This window comes from Pseudomonas sp. 50_B (assembly GCF_017491625.1).
In the GTDB taxonomy this organism is placed as follows: Bacteria; Pseudomonadota; Gammaproteobacteria; order Pseudomonadales; family Pseudomonadaceae; genus Aquipseudomonas; species Aquipseudomonas danubii.
On sequence record NZ_JAFGYX010000004.1, the window covers coordinates 21,139 to 38,542 of the forward strand.

Sequence of the window (17,404 nt, forward strand, 5' to 3'; positions counted from 1 at the left end):
TTGCAATCCCACTCCCTCGGAGGTTTTCGGCATGCTCGGGCTGGTCAAGACCGCACTGCTCAAGCCCTACACGTTCATCGTGCTGGCGATATTCATCTGCATCATCGGGCCCCTGGCGGCCCTGCGTACCCCCACCGACGTGTTTCCCGACATCGGCATCCCGGTGGTGGCGGTGGTCTGGCAGTACAACGGCCTGTCGCCGGACGCCATGGCCGGCCGGGTTATCTACACCTACGAGCGCTCCCTGAGCACCACGGTCAATGACATCGAGCACATCGAATCGCAGTCGCTGCCGGGCATGGGCATCGTCAAGATCTTCTTCCAGCCCGGGGTCGATATCCGCACCGCCAACGCCCAGGTGACCGCGGTGTCACAAACCGTGCTCAAGCAGATGCCGCCGGGCATCACCCCGCCGCTGATCCTCAACTACAGCGCCTCGACGGTGCCGATCCTGCAGCTGGCGTTCTCCAGCCCGACCCTGTCGGAGGCGAAGATCCGCGACCTGGTGCAGAACAACATCCGCCTGCCCCTGAGCTCGCTGCCGGGGCTAGCCATGCCCACGCCCATGGGCGGCAAGCAGCGCCAGATCACCCTCGACCTGGACCCGCAAGCCCTGGCCGCCAAGGGCCTGTCGGCCCAGGACGTGGGCAATGCCCTGGCGGCGCAGAACCAGATCATCCCGGTGGGCACCGCCAAGCTCGGCGGCGATGAATACACGGTGCTGCTGAACAACAGCCCGACCGCCATCGACGAGCTCAACGACCTGCCGATCAAGACCGTGGACGGTGCGCTGATCACCATCGGCCAGGTGGCCCACGTGCGCGACGGCTCGCCGCCGCAGACCAATATCGTGCGGGTCGACGGGCGTCGCGCGGTGCTGATGCCGGCGCTGAAGAACGGCAACATCTCCACCCTGTCGATCGTCGACGGCATCCGCCAGATGCTGCCGCGGATCAACGAAACCCTGCCGCCGGCCCTGAAGACTTCGCTGCTGGGGGACGCCTCGGTGTTCGTCAAGCAATCGGTGGGCAGCGTGGCCCGGGAAGGCATCATCGCCGCCCTGCTGACCAGCGCGATGATCCTGCTGTTCCTCGGTAGCTGGCGCTCGACATTGATCATCGCCGCCTCGATTCCCCTGGCGGTGCTTTCCGCGATTGCCCTGCTGGCGCTCAGCGGCCAGACCCTCAACGTCATGACCCTGGGCGGCCTGGCCCTGGCGGTGGGGATCCTGGTGGACGACGCCACGGTGACCATCGAGAACATCAACTGGCACCTGGAACAGGGCAAGGCGGTGAAGCAGGCGATCCTCGACGGCGCCAAGCAGATCGTCGGCCCGGCCTTCGTCTCGCTGCTGTGCATCTGCATCGTCTTCGTGCCGATGTTCCTGCTGCAGGGCATCGCCGGTTACCTGTTCCGGCCCATGGCCCTGGCGGTGATCTTCGCCATGGCCAGCTCGTTCATCCTCTCGCGGACCCTGGTGCCCACACTGGCCCTGTACCTGCTCAAGCCCCACGCGCCGGAAGCCGGGCCCGGGCATCACCCGGAAGACGCCTTCATCAACCACCACGAAGGCGAACAGCACGCCAAGCCGCGCAGCGCCCTGGTGCGCGGGCTGCTGGCCTTGCAGCAGGGTTTCGAGGCGCGCTTCTCCAACGTGCGCGACACCTACCACGGCCTGCTGCACCTGGCCCTGGGCCGGCGCAAGACCTTCATCCTGGGCTTCCTGGCCTGCGTGCTGGCCTCCTTCGCCCTACTGCCGAGCCTGGGCCAGGACTTCTTCCCCGCCACCGACGCCGGCGCCCTGGCCCTGCACGTGCGCCTGCCCCTGGGCACGCGGATCGAGGAAAGCGCGGCGGCCTTCGACCGCATCGAAGCGCGGATTCGCGAAGTGATCCCGGCCGAGCAACTGGACAGCATCATCGACAACATCGGCATCCCCCTGAGCGGCATCGACATGGCCTACAGCAACAGCGGCACCATCGGCCCCCAGGACGGTGATATCCAGGTCACCCTCAAGCCCGGCCACGCACCCAGTGCCGACTACGTGAAACAGCTGCGCGAAGCACTGCCGGAAAGCTTCCCCGGCAGCCAGTTCGCCTTCCTGCCAGCGGACATCAGCAGCCAGATCCTCAACTTCGGCGCCCCGGCCCCGCTGGACGTGAAAATCTCCGGGCCCAACGCCGAAGCCAACCGCGCCTTCGCCCTGGAACTGCAACGGCGCCTGCAACATGTGCCGGGCATTGCCGACCTGCGCATCCAGCAGTCCACCGGCTACCCGTCCTTGCAGGTCAAGGTCGACCGCCTGCGGGCCAACGGCCTGGGCATCACCGAGCGCGACGTGACCAACAGCATGGTGGCCTCGCTCGCCGGCAGCTCCCAGGTAGCGCCGACCTTCTGGCTCAACCCGAAGAACGGCGTGTCCTACTCCATCGTCGCCGCCACCCCGCAGTACCGCCTGGACAGCCTGCCGGCCCTGGAGGCGCTGCCGGTCACCGGCAGCAACGGCCAGTCGCAGATCCTCGGCGGCCTGGCGGACATCTCCCGGGTCGAGAGCCCGGCGGTGGTCAGCCACTACAACATCCAGCCGACCCTGGACCTGTACGCCAACGTGCAGGGACGCGACCTCGGCGCCGTGGCCCACGACATGCAAAGGGTCCTGGACGACGCCGCGGCCCTGCGCCCCAAGGGCGCCACGGTCAGCCTGCACGGGCAGATCGACGCCCTGCACGAAGCCTTCAGCGGCCTGAGCCTGGGCCTGCTGGGGGCGGTGGTGCTGATCTACCTGCTGATCGTGGTCAACTTCCAGTCCTGGGTCGATCCGTTCGTGATCATCACCGCCCTGCCGGCGGCCCTGGCCGGGATCGTCTGGATGCTGTTCCTGAGCGGCACCTCGCTGTCGGTGCCGGCGCTGACCGGGGCCATCCTGTGCATGGGGGTGGCTACCGCCAACTCGATCCTGGTGGTGAGCTTCTGCCGCGAGCGCCTGGCGGCACACGGCGACGCCCTCAAGGCCGCCCTGGAAGCCGGCTACACGCGCTTTCGCCCGGTGTGCATGACCGCCCTGGCGATGATCATCGGCATGCTGCCCCTGGCCCTGTCCGAGGAACAGAACGCGCCCCTGGGCCGCGCGGTGATCGGCGGGCTGCTCCTCGCCACCGTCGCCACCCTGATCTTTGTCCCCGTGGTCTTCAGCCTGGTCCACGGCCGTCACCCCCAATCCGCTGTCGTTGGAGAAAACACCCATGTCGCCTGATCACACCCCTTCGCGCAAACGCCTGATGCTCCTGGGCATCGGCGGCCTGAGCCTGGCCGCGCTGCTGGTCGCCAGCGGCCTGGCGGCGCGCACCCGGCATGAACGGGCCGTGGTCGCCTGGACCGAAACCGCCGCCGTGCCGCAGGTGCTGGTGTTCCAGCCGCAGCACAACCTGCTGGGCGACACCCTGCGCCTGCCGGCGCACCTGGAAGCCTGGAGCAAGGCGCCGATCCACGCCCGGGTCAGCGGCTACCTCAAGGACTGGAGCCAGGACATCGGCGCCAAGGTGGCCGCCGGGCAGGTACTGGCCCATATCGACAGCCCCGACCTGGACCAGCAAGTGGCCCAGGCCCGGGCGCGGATGATCCAGCAGCAGGCCAATGCAAGGCTGGCGCAGACCACCGCCGAGCGCTGGCAGCACCTTTTGGCCAGCCACTCGGTGTCGCGCCAGGAGGCCGATGAAAAAAGCTCCAACGCCGCCGCGGCCAAGGCCAATGCCCAGGCAGCCGCCGCCGACTACGCACGGCTCACGGCGCTGGAAGACTACAAGACCATTCGCGCGCCCTTCGCCGGCACCATCACCGCCCGCCACACCGACATCGGCCAGTTGATCAAGGCCGACAACGACAGCGACCCGGAGCTATTCGACCTGGCGGACACCCACAAGCTACGGCTCTACGTGCCGATTCCGCAGAACTACGCCAGCGTGATCCGCCCCGGCCTGCAAGCGCAACTGACCGTGCCCGAGCACCCGGGCCAGCACTTCAGCGCACAACTGGTGGGCGACTCCACCGCCATCGACCCGCGCTCCGGCACCCTGCTGGCGCAGTTCGTCGCCGCCAACCCTGACGGTGCATTGCTGCCCGGCGACTATGCCGAAGCCACGCTGGCGATTCCTGCCGACACCCACGGCGTGAGCATCCCCGCCAGCGCGCTGATCTTCCGTGCCCAGGGCACCCAGGTGGCGGTGATCGACAGTGCAAAACGCGTGCACCTGCGCAGCATCCATATTGGCCTGGACCTGGGCGAGCGACTGGTGATCGACCAGGGCCTGCAAGCCACGGATCACGTCATCGACAACCCGCCGGACGCCCTGCGCGAAGGTGACCTGGTGCAACTGGCCGACGCCGGAGGTGAGCATGCGCCCAAGGCTTAAGCCCCTCGCCGCCCTGCTGGTGCTGGCCCTGCACGGCTGCTCCCTGGCGCCCCATTACCAGGTGCCGGCCATCGATCTGCCGGCGCACTACCGCGAACAGAGCAGCGACGGCCCCTGGCACCCGGCCGCCGCGCCCCAGGGCCTCGCCGAGCACTGGTGGCGGCTGTACCAGGACCCGCAGCTGGATGACCTGCAACAACGCCTGCTCCGAGCCAACCCGGATCTGGCGGCGGCCCTGGCCCACTACGACGGCGCCCAGGCCTACGCCAGCCAACTGCATGCCGGGCTGTTCCCGCAGATCAGCGCCAGCGCCCAGCCGTTGCGCCAGCGCCAGTCGGACAGCCGCCCCCTGCGCGGCAGCATGCAACCGTCGATCTACAACAGCAACAGCGCCGGTTTTGCCCTGAGCTTCGACCTCGACCTCTGGGGCCGAATCCGCAATCAAGCCGCAGCCGGCGATGCCCAGGCCCAGGCCTCCGGCGACGACCTGGCGGCGGCGCGCCTGAGCCTGCAAAAACAGCTGGCGAGCCTGTATGTGCAACTCAACGGCCTGGATGCCCAGAGCCGGATCCTCAGCCGTTCCCTGGAGGATTACGCCCAGGCCCTGCAACTGACCCGCGACCGCTATCAGGGGCAGATCGCCTCGGAACTGGACCTGACCCGGGCCCAGAGCCAACTGGCCAGTGCCGAGGCGGAACTGGACGAAGTGCGCGCCCAGCGCAACCTCACCGAACATGCGATTGGCGAACTGGTGGGCGAACCGGCCAGCCGCTTCAGCCTGGCGCCCTCTTCGCAACTGCTGAGCCTGCCGAGTATTCCCCAGCAACTGCCCAGCACCCTGCTGCAACGCCGACCCGACATTGCCGCCGCCGAACGCCGGGTGTACGCCGCCAATGCCGGCATCGGCATCGCCCGCGCCGCCTGGTACCCGGATTTCAGCCTGACCGGCATGCTCGGCGGGCAGACCCAGGGCGTGGGCAACCTGCTGGCGGCGGGCAATCGCTATTGGGCCCTGGGCCCCCTGATGAACCTGCCGATCTTCGATGGCGGGCGGCTAAGCGCCAATGAACGCCAGGCCCATGCCGAGTTCGAAGAGGCCGCCGCCCATTACCGTGGGCAAGTGCTGCGAGCGGTGCGCGAGGTGGAGGATAACCTCGGGCAACTGCGGGACTTGCGCCAGGAAGCGCTGGATCAGCAGGCAGCGGTGAATGCGGCGCTGCATACCCAGACCTTGGCCATGAACAGCTATCAGGCCGGGGCGGTGAGTTACCTGGATGTGGTGACGGCGCAGACTGCAGCCTTGCAGGCACAACGGGGGTTGCAGGCGCTGCAGACCCGGGAGTTGCAGGCCAGTGTGGGGTTGGTGGTGGCGTTAGGCGGAGGAGAGTCAGCGGCAAGTTTGTAGCGGCAAGCGGCAAGCTAAAAGCTTGAGGTTTGCCGCCTCGCCCGATGAGTCGCCAACCGTTGCTGATCGTGTTGAGCGGAAAAAAGTAGTTATCATACCCACCACCACGACAGGGAGTTGAAAGTGATGTGAACATCCGGCAACTCATCGCCCAGATCGAAGCAGATGGTTGGTATCTGGTCAGGGTCAAGGGCAGTCACCACCACTTCAAACACCCAACCAAGCCAGGCCTGGTCACCATTCCCCATCCCAAAAAAGATCTAGTGGTCAAAACGGTAAGCAGCATATTGAAACAAGCCCGGCTCTAACCACCCAGGCTCAAGGCTCCCAGGTCCGAAGGAGGATCAGTCCATGCTCTATCCCATTGCCATTCTCCCCGGTGACGACCAACACGCCTGGGGTGTGGAAGTACCCGATATTCCTGGCTGCTTCTCCGCCGGCGACGACCTCGACGACGCCATGGCCATGGCCCGCGAAGCCATCGAAGGCCACCTGGAATTACTGGCCGAAGAAGGAGCAGCCATTCCCACAGCACGCACAGTGACCCTCCACGCCGCCAATCCCCAGTATCAAGGCTGCACTTGGGCCGTGATTGATATCGACATCACTCGCTACATGGGCAAGGCGGAAAAACTCAACATCACGCTGCCGGGCTATTTGCTGAATCGAATTGATGAATATGTGAAACATCATCCGGAACAGAAAAGCCGATCGGGCTTTTTGGCTCAGGCCGCGTTGAGGGTCTTGCAGGGCGTTTGAGGGTTTTGCACTTGCTCTCACTCCCACTTCAGGAGCCCGGAACGAGGCGCCGGAAACCGGAGCAGGAACCCTTTGGCTATTTTGAGCTGGGCCGGCATTCCGGCTTTGCCAAAGTCACTCGCCCTTACCGCGAGTTCTGGGTACATATCCGTTGCTGCGGTCACGGCCGCTGGCGGTTTCGCTCTTACAGCGAGTCACTTTGAAAAGCCCAAAGTAACCAAAGGCTCCTGCCCCTCCACTCGGTGCCTCGCCTAGGCTCGGCATGCCCGAACTCCGGCATTGATCCGTGGGCCGCCGCCACCGGCCATCCATGGCCGGGTGGCGGCTAACCCGGCATCCCTGCCGGGTTACCCACGGCTCAATGCCTGCGTTCGGCCATCGTGGTTAACGGGGCGTTCAGATCAAGATCAAAATCAACAGCAAGATCAAAATCTGACGGCGGCCTGCCGGCCGGCCTGTTTCATTGCCGTTCGCGTTAATGTAGCCGCTGCCGAAGGCTGCGACCGGCTCCGCAGGAGACGCTAAACCTGCCTCCCCGATATTCCTGACATATCGCGTCGCCTGGTTTTGCGAGCGCGAGCGCTCGTTCGCAGCCTTCGGCAGCGGCTACAAGGAACCAGCCTGCGCACCTTGGCTTTGGCTTTGGCTTTTGATCTTGATCTTGATCTTCCGGCCCCTTCCCAGCCGGCCGAGCGCAGGCGTTGCGTAGGGGGCAGCTCGGCATGGATGCCGAGCTAGCCGCCACCCGGCCATGGATGGCCGGTTGGCGGCGGGCCCCCGGAGCAATGCCGGAGAGAGGGAACCCCGAGCCCCAGCGAGGGGCCCATGGAGGGGCAAGCGTTTTTTGGTTCCTTTTTTTGGCGTTTGAAAAAAAGGGACTCGCCGTAAGGGCGAAACCCTAAGTGGCCATGACCGCAGCAACGAATATGTACCCCGTCAACCTCGCCACAAAGACAAAACCGCCAGCCGCCACACCCGCAGCAACGGATATGCCCCCCAGCAAAACCAGCCACCAACACCACGAAACAAGCGCTCAAACATCTCCCCAACCACCCTGTTGCAGCGCTATGACGTCGCTCCTATAGTCCCCACTCGCAACCCAATCCGCGAGCGACCTTGGCCGGTCGAATATAGGAACGCATCGACTATCAAACCATCATTGCAGTCGCTTTTTGCGCCAGTGATCGAGGGACATGACGGTGATGCGCGGGACACCTTCTGGTGCACTGCTGTCCTGTCTCCGGCCAGTCTTTCCGCGTACTACCGCCCTACTCCTCCCAATCGGCGAAAAAGGTGACTGCTCTGAAAAAGGAGCCGCAGCTATGACTGACCATCACCTCCCTCGCTTCACCCCCATCGACACCCACGACAGCGAACACCCGGTGTTCTACCTCGACACCCAAGCCCCCTTGAGCGACCTGGCCAGCAGCGCCGCTCACCGCTTCACCGTGGTCCGCGACCTGATGGACAGCCTCTCCACCCTGGGGCTGAAAGACATCAGCGATTGCGACCTGACCCGTATCACCCGTGGCGTGCACCTGCTGACACGAGAAGGCTGCGCGGTGTTGGAAGTGATTCAGTGGCGGGTCGCGTAGCAACCCTATTCGCGGACCTGTGGCGAGGGAGCTTGCTCCCGATTGGGCCTCAACCCCATACATCCTGGTGCACCGCGTCATCAGGGTTTGGGGCCGCTGCGCAGCCCAGCGGGAGCAAGCTCCCTCGCCACGAAGAGCAGGCAGCAACTAAGACTCCAAGCTCCAAGCTTGCGGCTTGCGGCTTGCGGCTTGCAGCTTCTAGATATGGCAAGTGCTCAAGCCATTCTTCTCCAGGTAACGCTGGTGCGCTTCATCCGCCAGTTCGAAGCGGCCCAGGGGCACGATCACCGTGGCCACGGGTTTGTTGAAGCGTCCGGAGTCTTGCAGGGCGGTCTTGGCCGCCCTCGCCTGTTCGGCCTGCACAGCGTTGGTGTGGAAGATCGCCGAGCGATATTTCACCCCGCCATGTTCGCCCTGGCGATCCACCGAGGTGGGATCGTGCAGGCCCCAGAAGTGTTCGATCAGGCTGGTATAGGTCAGCACCTGCGGGTCGAAATCCACCTGCACCACTTCTATCTGCAAGGCTTCGTCCGCCGCTTCCACGGCGTAGCCGACGCGGCTGTCCACTACTCCAGGCAGCGCCCGGAACGCGGCTTCCGCGCCCCAGAAGCAGCCGGCGCCGAAGGTCGCCTGTTCGAGGCTGTTCACCGGCGCCCCACTCATTGCGCCACTCCCACTTTTTCACCGCTGGCACCCAGCCAGCCATCAACGATCTGCGGGTGCGCGGCGACCCATTCCTTGGCCGCCTGCGCCGCCGGCTGCTGTTCCTTTTCGATCTTGAGGATCAGGTCATTCAAGGCCTGGGGTTCGATGCTGAAGTTCTCCAGGAACGCGGCGATCCGTGGTGCGCGTTTTTGCAAAGCGCTGGACGCCAGGACATACACCCGGGCATCCGGGTAGGCGCAGGTGATCTTGCTCTTGCTCAGCCAGTCGGCGTCCACCGTGGGGCTGATGAATTTCCAGCAGCCGTCGGCCTTGTACAGCGGGTCGCCCTTCTTGTTGTCCTGGGCGTAGCCGTCGAACGCCGGTTCATCCAGGCGGCGCAGGTCGAAGGCGGAGAAGATCCAGTCCGGGGTGTAGGCGTAGAACACCACGCCGCGCTGGGCCTTGTAGGCCGCGGCGAGCTTGGCGTAGGTCACCGAGGCTTCGGTGGACACCGATTCGAATTTGTCGGCAAAGCCAAAATCCTTGGCCTTGATCTGGCCGATGTAGGTCGACTCCCAGCCCGCCGGGCCCACCAGCAGTTGGGCCTTGCCGCCGCCCAGGGGTTCGAAGAGTTTCGCCACTTCGGGCTTTTGCAGGTCGTAGACCGACTTAACGCCGTATTTATCTTGCAGGTAACCGGGAATGTAGAAGCCTTGCACCCCCAGGTACGGCTGCTTGTTGGGCACCAGGGAGCGGGTGCCGCCGGTGACGTACTTGGCCCAGGCGGCGGACTGGTTAGGCAGCCAGATGTCGGTCAGCACGTCCACCGAGCCGTCGCCCTTGGCGGCAGCAGCAAACAGCACCGGTACGTCACCGGCGAGGTAGGAAACGTCGCCGTCGAGGCGGCTCTTGATCACTTCGCCGAGGATGTTCTGGATGGCGATGGCGCCGGTCCAGTTCTGTTCGCCAATGACGATCTTGTCCTTGGCCAGCACCGGCAGGGACAGACCCAACAACAGCGCGGCGGCGCCAAGGGTACGGGTAAACGACTTGTTCAAGGGACACCTCATGATTGATGCAATGTGCGATCCCGCTGGCGCAGGGTCGCTTGAATGATTCGATCGGGAATCAGCGCGCAGAACACGATCGCGGCGCCGGCCAACATGCCCTCGCCGCCCTTGATGTTGCGCAGCGCGGTCATCACGTCGTAGCCCAGGCCACCGGCGCCGATCAGCGCCGCCACCACCACCATCGACAGGCTCATCACCAGGGTCTGGTTGATCCCCAGCAGCAAGGAACCCGCGGCCAGGGGCAGCTCGACCTTGGTCAGGATCTGCCACGGCGTGGCGCCGTGGGCCAGGGCGGCTTCGACGGCGGTCTTGGGCACTTCCTGAATCCCCAGGGCGGTAAGGCGGATCATCGGCGCCAGGGCGAAGATCACCGTGGCGATCACCGCCGGGGTCTTGCCCACCGAGAAGAACGCCACCGCCGGGATCAGGTACACGAAGGTCGGCAGGGTCTGCATCACGTCCAGCAAGGGAGTGATCAGGCGCCGGGCCAGGGCGCGCTTGGCCAGGAGGATGCCGGCCGGCACGCCGATCAACAGCGAGATCAGCACCGAGGAACCCACCAGGGCCAGGGTGGCGATGGTCCGTTCCCAGAAGCCGAACAGGCCGATGTAGAGCAAGGCCGCGGCGCTGGTCAGGGCCAGGGCGGCGCCGGCGCTACGCCAGGCCAGCAGCACCAGGGCCAGGGCCGGCACCGGCCAGGGCAGCCAGCCCAGCAGGCTTTCGATGCTTTCGATCACCGTGCGCACGGCGACTATCACGCCGACAAAGCTGCTTTCAAAGGTGACCTGGGACCAGCCGATCAACTGGTCGATGGCCGCCGCGGTGCCCAGCAGCACTTGGCGGTCGGCGGGAAACTGCAGCCAGGGGCCAGAGGCATCGGCGGCCAGTACCCGCCACAGCACCAGGGCCTGGGACAGCAGCAACACCAGCCACGGCAGGCGCCAGCCGGAGCGGCCCAGGCGGCTGGGACGGCGGGCCAGGGTCACACTCAACAGGCGGCTGGACAGCAAGCCGATGAGCGCCAAGGCGACCCAGGCGAAACCGGCCGTGGCCAGCCCCTGCCCCAAGGCTGCGGCGGCGCCCAGCTCCAGGGCAAAGCCCAGCCAGTACAGGCTACCGCGACCGCTGGCGGCCAGGGCCGCGGGCCCCAGCAGCAGGGCCTGGGCCAGGGACAGCCCGGGGCTGACCGGGGCCGGAGCCGGGGTCGTCGCGCGCGGGTGCGGGGCAATCGCCGCCACCGCAGGCGCAGCGCTGCGGGCACCGTGCTCCTGGAAGAAGTCCGCCACTTCGGCATCCGCCGGCTGCTCCAGCAGTTCGGCGGGGGTGCCCAGTTGAATCAGCTGGCCGTGGCGCAATACGGCAATGCGGTCCGCCAGGCGCAGGGCTTCGGCCGGGTCGTGGGTCACCAGCAAGGTGGTGATGCCGCGCTCGCGCACCACCCGCAGAAAGTGGCTTTGCAGATCCCGGCGAATGGTCGGGTCCAGGGCGCTGAAGGGTTCGTCCATCAGCAGGATGTCCGGCTCGCTGACCAGCGCCCGGGCCAGCCCGACCCGCTGCTGCATGCCGCCGGACAGCTCATGGGGATAGTGCTCGCCCCAGCCGTCCAGGCCCATGGCCTGCAGTTGCACATCCGCCGCGGCGTGACGCAGGGCCTCGGGCTCGCCGCGCAGCTCCAGGGGCAAGGCGACGTTGTCGCGCACGCTGCGATGGGGCAGCAGGCCGAAGTGCTGGAACACCATGCCGATGCGCCGCGAACGCAGGGTGCGCAGTTCCTGGGCCGACAGCTGGCTGATGGCCGAACCGTCGATCAGCACCTCGCCACTGCTGGGCTCGATCAGCCGGTTGATATGCCGCAGCAAGGTGGACTTGCCGCTGCCGGAGGTGCCCATCAGGCACAGCACTTCGCCACGGCGCACCTTGAGGCTGACCTGCTGCACCGCCGGCGGCGCGCTCTGGCCACGGCGGCGGGTGTAGTGCTTGGTCAGGTTGCGCAACTCCAGCACCACGTCGGCGGGGCTCGGTGGCGTGGCGGCTGAGGCTGAGACGGCGAAAGCCTCTTGGGGGTGAACGGCAGACACGGGAACTCCTGACGCCGGGCGCGGGATGGCGTAACCGGCGGTGAACAAGAAAAAAGGGGGGACCTGTTCGCCGGCAAGCCGGCTCCTACAACGGCATCGCGTGGTGCATGTAGGAGCTGGCTTGCCAGCGAAGGCAATCTAACCAGCGATCACAACTTCTTGGGGCTCCACAACTGCACGGCACGGGCATCCACCGGCTTGGGCAAGAGCTTTTCCTGGTAGAAGGCATCGGCGATTTTCTGCTGCTCGCCCAGGGCATCGGGCTTGACCGCTTCCACCTGGTAGGTGCGGCGGCTGTTGGCCAGCTCTACCGTCGGCACGTCCAGGTTGCCCCACAGCGGGCCCAGCAGTTTGGCCGCCTCGCTCGGGTGTGCCTTGACCCAGGCGCCGGTCTTCTGCAACTCGGCGAACACCTGGTTCAGCACCTCGGGATGGGCCTTGGCGTAGTCGTTGGAGGCCAGGTAATAGCGGCGGTAACTGGCCAGCCCCTGGCCGTCGTGCAGCACCCGCGCGCCCTGCTGGCGCTGGGCGCTGGCGACGAAGGGCTCCCAGGTGACCCAGGCATCGACCTTGGCGGTTTCCAGGGCCGCGCGGCCATCGGCCGGGGTCAGGTACACCGGCTGGATATCGGCGAAGCTCAAGCCCGCTTCGCGCAAGGCGGCGATCAGCAGGTAATGGCTGCCGGCGGCCTTGGTCACGGCAATGCGCTTGCCCTTGAGGTCGGCCAGGGATTTGAGCGGCGAATCCTTGGGGATGACGATGGACTGAGCCGCGGGGGATGGGGTTTCAGTGGCGAAATAGGTCAGCTGGGCCCCGGCGGCCTGGGCGAAGACCGGCACCGTGTCGGCGACATCGGCACTGATGTCGACGTTGCCCACGTTCAGCGACTCCGCCAGCGGCAGGCCACTGGTGAACTCGTGCCAGGTGATGTTGACGCCCTGCCCCGCCAGTTGTTTTTCCAGGGTGCCCTGGGCCTTGAGCAGCGCCAGCAGGGTCGAGGATTTCTGGTAGCCGATGCGCAGGTCGGTATCGGCCTGGGCATTGAGGGCCATGCCCAGCGCCAGACCGGCCAGGGCGGTAATCGACAAGCTACGACGCAAAGCAAAGGGCAGGCGCATGGGGGCGAACCTTCTCGGAGACAGGACAGTCGCTAAAAGCTAATCGATCTAATAAATCGAAAATAAATACTTTTTAGGAATTAGCTTAGGTTCGTGCGACCGACCACCCCTAACGGTCACAAGGCTTGGAACCGCCGAACTCGGTTTTGCGCAGGCAGAAGAAGCCGTTTTTCTTCAAGGTCAGCGGTGCCACGGCGCAAGGCAGCACGGCCTGATTGACCTCGATCGACACCCGCTCGCCCTGCAACTCGCGCTCGTCCAGCCGCAGCTCGCAACTGCCCGCCTGGTCACCTGCCGCGTAGCCGATATGGCTGATCACCCGGTTGTCCAGTTTGATCACCAGGGGGTTCTGCGCTGCCGAACAGGCCGAGAGGCTGGGGTGGCGGGCGTTGATGCTCAGATGGTTGTCATCGCCGGTGGCCGCCGGGACCAGGGGGATGAACAGCAGCGACATCAGATGGTGGGACGGCGCGGAGGTCAGCTTCACATACAGCGGCTCGGGCCCGCAGGCCAGCTTGAACGAGGTGCCCCGGTCATAGCTTCCCTTGCTGGCGTCCTGCCAACCGCCGAGGCTGTCGGCCTTCCAGTCGTGGCCCCATTTGTAATCGATACAGCCACCCAGGCTCAGAGCCAGGGCCAGACAAAGCGCCATCCTGTGCATAGTCGACATCCCGTGCGAAAAGTTCGCCAGTGTACGCCAGCCGAGCACCTGACGATGCGCCTTGCCGGCGAAGGTGTCGGCGGCCCACCTCTGGCGGGCCCCTTCGCCGGCAGGCCGACTCCTAAGGTTGGCGCTGGGCGATGGATTGGGAGGCGGCGAGCATGGCCCGCAGCAGCACGGCGCAGCCGGCGGCCAGGTCGTCGGGGTCGGCGTTTTCGATTTCGTTGTGGCTGATGCCGCCTTCGCAGGGCACGAAGATCATCCCCGCCGGGCCCAGCTCGGCGACGAAGATCGCGTCGTGCCCGGCGCCGCTGACGATGTCCATGTGGGACAGACCCAAGCCCTGCGCGGCTCCGCGCACGGCTTCGACACAGACGGGGTCGAAGTACAGCGGCGGGAAGTCCGCGGTGGGGGTCAGTTCGAAGCTCAGGCCGTGCTCTTCGCAGGTGTTGTCGATCACCTGGCGCACCTCGGCAATCATCGAATCCAGGCGCTCCGGCTCCAGGTGGCGGAAGTCCAGGGTCATGCGCACCTCCCCCGGAATCACGTTGCGCGAGCCCGGGTAGGCTTGCAGGCAGCCGACGGTGCCGCAGGCATGGGGCTGGTGCCCCAGGGCCGCACGATTGACCGCCGCCACCACCGCGGCAGCGCCCACCAGGGCGTCCTTGCGCAGGTGCATGGGGGTCGGGCCGGCGTGGGCTTCGACCCCTCGCAGCTTGAGGTCGAACCACTTCTGGCCGAGGGCGCCCAGCACCACACCGATGGTCTTGCGCTCGTCTTCCAGGATCGGGCCTTGCTCGATGTGCGCCTCGAAATAGGCACCCACCGGGTGCCCGCTGACCGGGCGCGTACCGGCGTAGCCGATGGCGTTCAGCGCCTCGCCGACGCTGACGCCCTCGGCGTCGGTCTTGGCCAGGGTGTCCTCTAGGGTGAATTTCTCGGCGAACACCCCGGAGCCCATCATGCACGGCGGGAAGCGCGAGCCTTCTTCGTTGGTCCACACCACCACTTCCAGGGGCGCCTCGGTCTCCAGCTTGAGGTCATTGAGGGTGCGCAGCACTTCCACCCCGGCCAGCACGCCAAAGCAGCCGTCGAACTTGCCGCCGGTGGGCTGGGTGTCGATATGGCTGCCGGTCATCACCGGTGGCAGCTGCGGATTGCGCCCGGGGCGGCGGGCGAAGATGTTGCCGATGCCGTCCACCGTGACCGTGCAACCGGCCTCCTCGCACCACTTCACGAACAGGTCGCGGGCCTGGCGGTCGAGGTCGGTCAGGGCCAGACGGCAGACCCCGCCCTTGACCGTGGCGCCGAGCTGGGCCAGTTGCATGAGCGACTGCCACAGGCGGTCGCGGTTGATGTGCTGATGGCTGGATTGCAGAACCTCGACGGCAGCGTTCATGGTGATCTCCTCAGGCATTTCTTCTGATTTTGTCGGGGGATGCATGACGCAATCACCCGGGATAACGGCCTAGCAACAATCGGTAGGAGCAGGCCGGGCGGTGTTGCGCTTGCCGGCGAAAGGCCGCGCAAGATGTGCGTCGCCCGTGCCGACGTCTTCGCTGGCAAGCCAGCGCCTACAAAAAACCGCGCGTATGTGGTAAGCACGTGAGCGCTGGCTGGGTGTTCATGTTGGGGTCTTGGCGGTCGCCACCTGGGTGCTGCGCCAGGTGCACAGGCCGTAGTAGATCAACCCGCCCAGGGCCGAACCGGTAAACCAGCCGTAGCTGTAGAACCAGTTGAAGGCGCTGCTGCCCAGGGACATCAGGGTCAGGGCCACCGGTACGCCGAAGGCGATGAAACCGTGCCAGTTCCATGCCGGGTAGACGTCGTCGCGGTACAGGCCGGCCAGGTCCAGGCGCTGTTTCTTGATCAGGAAATAGTCCACCACCATGATCCCGGCGATCGGCCCCAGCAGGCTGGAGTAACCCAGCAGCCAGTTGGAATACACCGTCTCCAGACTGACGTCGGAAATCAGCAGGCCGAGCTTTTTCAGCTGTTCGTGGCCCATCAGCGCCAGCCCCACCAGGCCAGTGAGGATCACCGCGGTGGTGCGACCGATCAGCTTGGGCGCCAGGTTCTGGAAGTCGTTGGTGGGCGAGACGATGTTGGCCGCGGTGTTGGTGGACAAGGTGGCGATGATGATCAGCGCCATGGCCAGGGCTACCCAGCCCGGGCTCTGGATGTGGCCGATCAGGCTCACCGGATCGGATACGGTGACGCCCACCAGCTTCACCGAGGCGGCGGTCATCACCACCCCCAGGGCGGCGAACAGGAACATGGTCAGCGGCAGGCCGAAGATCTGCCCGAGGATCTGGTCCTTCTGGCTCTTCGCGTAGCGGCTGAAGTCGGGAATGTTCAGCGACAAGGTGGCCCAGAAGCCGACCATCGCCGTGAGCCCGGCCATGAAGTAACCCGTGACGCTGGCGCCCTCGGGACGCTTGGGCGCGATTGCCAGCAACTCAGTCAGCGACACGCTGGGCAAGGCCCACACCAGCAGGCCGATGCCCACCGCCACCAGCAGCGGCGCAGACAATGTTTCCAGCCACTTGATCGACTCGGCGCCGCGCAGCACCACCCACAGGTTGAGGGTCCAGAAGATCATGAAGCCGATCACCTCGCCGGTGCCGCCCAGGGCCTTCCAGCCCTCGAAGATCGAGCCCAGGAACAGGTGGATCGCCAACCCGCCGAACATCGTCTGGATGCCGAACCAGCCGCAGGCCACCAGGGCGCGGATCAGGCACGGCACGTTGGAGCCGATGATGCCGAACGACGAGCGCAGCAGCACCGGGAAGGGAATGCCGTACTTGGTGCCGGCAAAGGCGTTGAGGGTCAGGGGCACCAGCACCACGATATTGGCCAGCAGGATCGCCAGCAGCGCCTCGCCGACGCTGAGGCCGAAGTAGGCGGTCAGTACCCCGCCCAGGGTGTAGGTGGGCACGCAGATCGACATGCCGATCCACAGTGCGGTGATGTGCCATTTGTTCCAGGTGCGTTCCTGGACCTTGGTTGGTGCGATGTCGTGGTTGTAACGGGGGCTGTCGAGCACGTCGCTGCCGGCGTCCAGCTCGTACAAGCCTTCGCGCTCGGTCACCTGGGATCTGATCTGTTGCATGGCCGCTCCACTGTTGTTCTGATTATTTTGCTCATCAGGCCGGCGCACTCAGGAACAGCGCGCCGGACGATGGCCGGAGAACTGACGACTTCCGCCCTCCTGGCCAGCGATCTGCGGCGGCACTCAATAAAGATGCCAACTAAGGCCGAACTCGCTACTGCACAGTGTGCGAAATCCATGTAAACAACTGATACCACTCAGTTTTATTCAACCAACTTTGCAGCCCTCGGTTAGTTGCCAACTCACTCAGGCCGGGTGTTTGGCAAGTTGTCCGTTTGGTCAGGACCCAAAGCGGTGCACGTTAGTTTTCCAAGTTATCGATTAGTCTTTCTCGCGACTCCTCAAGCAGCTGATTTGACATAGGAAATCTCGACTATTTTTCGATCCTGTCAAGTGCGTCAAAATGGTGATGAGCCGCACCATTTTGCGGATTTGCATTATTTATCGTTATTTTTCAATAAGTTAAATTGAATATAAGCTTATATAAAATATTCTTGCTGTTTCTTTGAACTCCGGCTAGCTTCTAATCCTGACACCGCTGACAGGATTATT

The 17,404-nt window shown here is 65.2% G+C and carries 13 protein-coding genes; 6 read left to right on the plus strand and 7 right to left on the minus strand.

Going from position 1 to position 17,404, the window contains the following annotated elements:
* Positions 1–31 precede the first annotated feature (31 nt).
* The 6 genes from J5M73_RS06835 (at position 32) to J5M73_RS06860 (ending at position 8,168) form a co-directional block, all read left to right on the plus strand.
* On the plus strand, positions 32–3,253 hold the full coding sequence (locus tag J5M73_RS06835) for an efflux RND transporter permease subunit (RefSeq protein WP_207815222.1): 3,222 nt from the start codon (positions 32–34) through the stop codon (positions 3,251–3,253).
* The gene (locus J5M73_RS06840) at positions 3,243–4,409 is read left to right on the plus strand and encodes an efflux RND transporter periplasmic adaptor subunit (protein WP_207167634.1); all 1,167 of its coding nucleotides are present in this window, start codon (positions 3,243–3,245) and stop codon (positions 4,407–4,409) included. Before J5M73_RS06835 ends, J5M73_RS06840 begins: the two co-directional genes overlap by 11 nt.
* Positions 4,393–5,814 (plus strand): efflux transporter outer membrane subunit, encoded by a 1,422-nt coding sequence (locus tag J5M73_RS06845; protein WP_207815224.1) that lies wholly within the window; start codon positions 4,393–4,395, stop codon positions 5,812–5,814. The genes J5M73_RS06840 and J5M73_RS06845 overlap by 17 nt, the downstream gene beginning before the upstream one ends.
* Before the next feature lie 128 nt (positions 5,815–5,942).
* Complete coding sequence (locus tag J5M73_RS06850) at positions 5,943–6,122, plus strand: type II toxin-antitoxin system HicA family toxin (RefSeq protein WP_207815226.1); 180 nt, start codon at positions 5,943–5,945, stop codon at positions 6,120–6,122.
* A 43-nt stretch (positions 6,123–6,165) separates the two neighbouring features.
* Positions 6,166–6,573 carry a type II toxin-antitoxin system HicB family antitoxin gene (locus J5M73_RS06855; RefSeq protein ID WP_102864418.1) on the plus strand — a complete coding sequence of 136 codons (408 nt, stop codon included), beginning with the start codon at positions 6,166–6,168 and terminating at the stop codon, positions 6,571–6,573.
* A gap of 1,322 nt (positions 6,574–7,895) precedes the next feature.
* Positions 7,896–8,168 carry a hypothetical protein gene (locus J5M73_RS06860; RefSeq protein WP_102864417.1) on the plus strand — a complete coding sequence of 91 codons (273 nt, stop codon included), beginning with the start codon at positions 7,896–7,898 and terminating at the stop codon, positions 8,166–8,168.
* A 198-nt stretch (positions 8,169–8,366) separates the two neighbouring features.
* On the opposite strand, the gene msrA is transcribed toward J5M73_RS06860, so the two are convergent.
* The 7 genes from msrA to J5M73_RS06895 all read right to left on the minus strand — a co-directional run bounded on the left by msrA (position 8,367) and on the right by J5M73_RS06895 (position 16,852).
* Positions 8,367–8,816: a peptide-methionine (S)-S-oxide reductase MsrA gene (gene msrA / locus J5M73_RS06865; RefSeq protein WP_207815378.1), complete on the minus strand. Its 450-nt coding sequence runs from the start codon at positions 8,814–8,816 to the stop codon at positions 8,367–8,369.
* A gap of 11 nt (positions 8,817–8,827) precedes the next feature.
* Positions 8,828–9,883 carry a glycine betaine ABC transporter substrate-binding protein gene (locus J5M73_RS06870; RefSeq protein WP_041117702.1) on the minus strand — a complete coding sequence of 352 codons (1,056 nt, stop codon included), beginning with the start codon at positions 9,881–9,883 and terminating at the stop codon, positions 8,828–8,830.
* Positions 9,880–11,961, minus strand: coding sequence for an ATP-binding cassette domain-containing protein (locus J5M73_RS06875; RefSeq protein WP_207815228.1), 2,082 nt, complete (start codon positions 11,959–11,961; stop codon positions 9,880–9,882). The genes J5M73_RS06870 and J5M73_RS06875 overlap by 4 nt, the downstream gene beginning before the upstream one ends.
* Positions 11,962–12,110: 149 nt before the next feature.
* A complete protein-coding gene (locus J5M73_RS06880) occupies positions 12,111–13,079 on the minus strand; it encodes an aliphatic sulfonate ABC transporter substrate-binding protein (protein ID WP_060838862.1) in 969 nt (322 codons plus the stop codon).
* Between the two features lie 109 nt (positions 13,080–13,188).
* Entirely contained in the window at positions 13,189–13,740 is a 552-nt protein-coding gene (locus J5M73_RS06885) for a hypothetical protein (RefSeq protein WP_243433701.1), read from the minus strand.
* 121 nt (positions 13,741–13,861) lie between these two features.
* Positions 13,862–15,139 (minus strand): Zn-dependent hydrolase, encoded by a 1,278-nt coding sequence (locus J5M73_RS06890; protein ID WP_207815230.1) that lies wholly within the window; start codon positions 15,137–15,139, stop codon positions 13,862–13,864.
* A gap of 225 nt (positions 15,140–15,364) precedes the next feature.
* On the minus strand, positions 15,365–16,852 hold the full coding sequence (locus J5M73_RS06895; protein ID WP_207815232.1) for an NCS1 family nucleobase:cation symporter-1: 1,488 nt from the start codon (positions 16,850–16,852) through the stop codon (positions 15,365–15,367).
* Between the last annotated feature and the right edge of the window lie 552 nt (positions 16,853–17,404).

What these genes read in the sequence shown, in the direction of transcription:
- J5M73_RS06885 (WP_243433701.1), bottom strand. Translation starts at nt 13,740, where the DNA reads ATGCACAGGATGGCGCTTTGTCTGGCCCTGGCTCTGAGCCTGGGTGGC.
- J5M73_RS06870 (WP_041117702.1), bottom strand. Translation starts at nt 9,883, where the DNA reads ATGAGGTGTCCCTTGAACAAGTCGTTTACCCGTACCCTTGGCGCCGCC.
- J5M73_RS06835 (WP_207815222.1), top strand. Translation starts at nt 32, where the DNA reads ATGCTCGGGCTGGTCAAGACCGCACTGCTCAAGCCCTACACGTTCATC.
- J5M73_RS06890 (WP_207815230.1), bottom strand. Translation starts at nt 15,139, where the DNA reads ATGAACGCTGCCGTCGAGGTTCTGCAATCCAGCCATCAGCACATCAAC.
- J5M73_RS06895 (WP_207815232.1), bottom strand. Translation starts at nt 16,852, where the DNA reads ATGCAACAGATCAGATCCCAGGTGACCGAGCGCGAAGGCTTGTACGAG.
- J5M73_RS06840 (WP_207167634.1), top strand. Translation starts at nt 3,243, where the DNA reads ATGTCGCCTGATCACACCCCTTCGCGCAAACGCCTGATGCTCCTGGGC.
- J5M73_RS06860 (WP_102864417.1), top strand. Translation starts at nt 7,896, where the DNA reads ATGACTGACCATCACCTCCCTCGCTTCACCCCCATCGACACCCACGAC.
- J5M73_RS06880 (WP_060838862.1), bottom strand. Translation starts at nt 13,079, where the DNA reads ATGCGCCTGCCCTTTGCTTTGCGTCGTAGCTTGTCGATTACCGCCCTG.
- J5M73_RS06845 (WP_207815224.1), top strand. Translation starts at nt 4,393, where the DNA reads ATGCGCCCAAGGCTTAAGCCCCTCGCCGCCCTGCTGGTGCTGGCCCTG.
- J5M73_RS06855 (WP_102864418.1), top strand. Translation starts at nt 6,166, where the DNA reads ATGCTCTATCCCATTGCCATTCTCCCCGGTGACGACCAACACGCCTGG.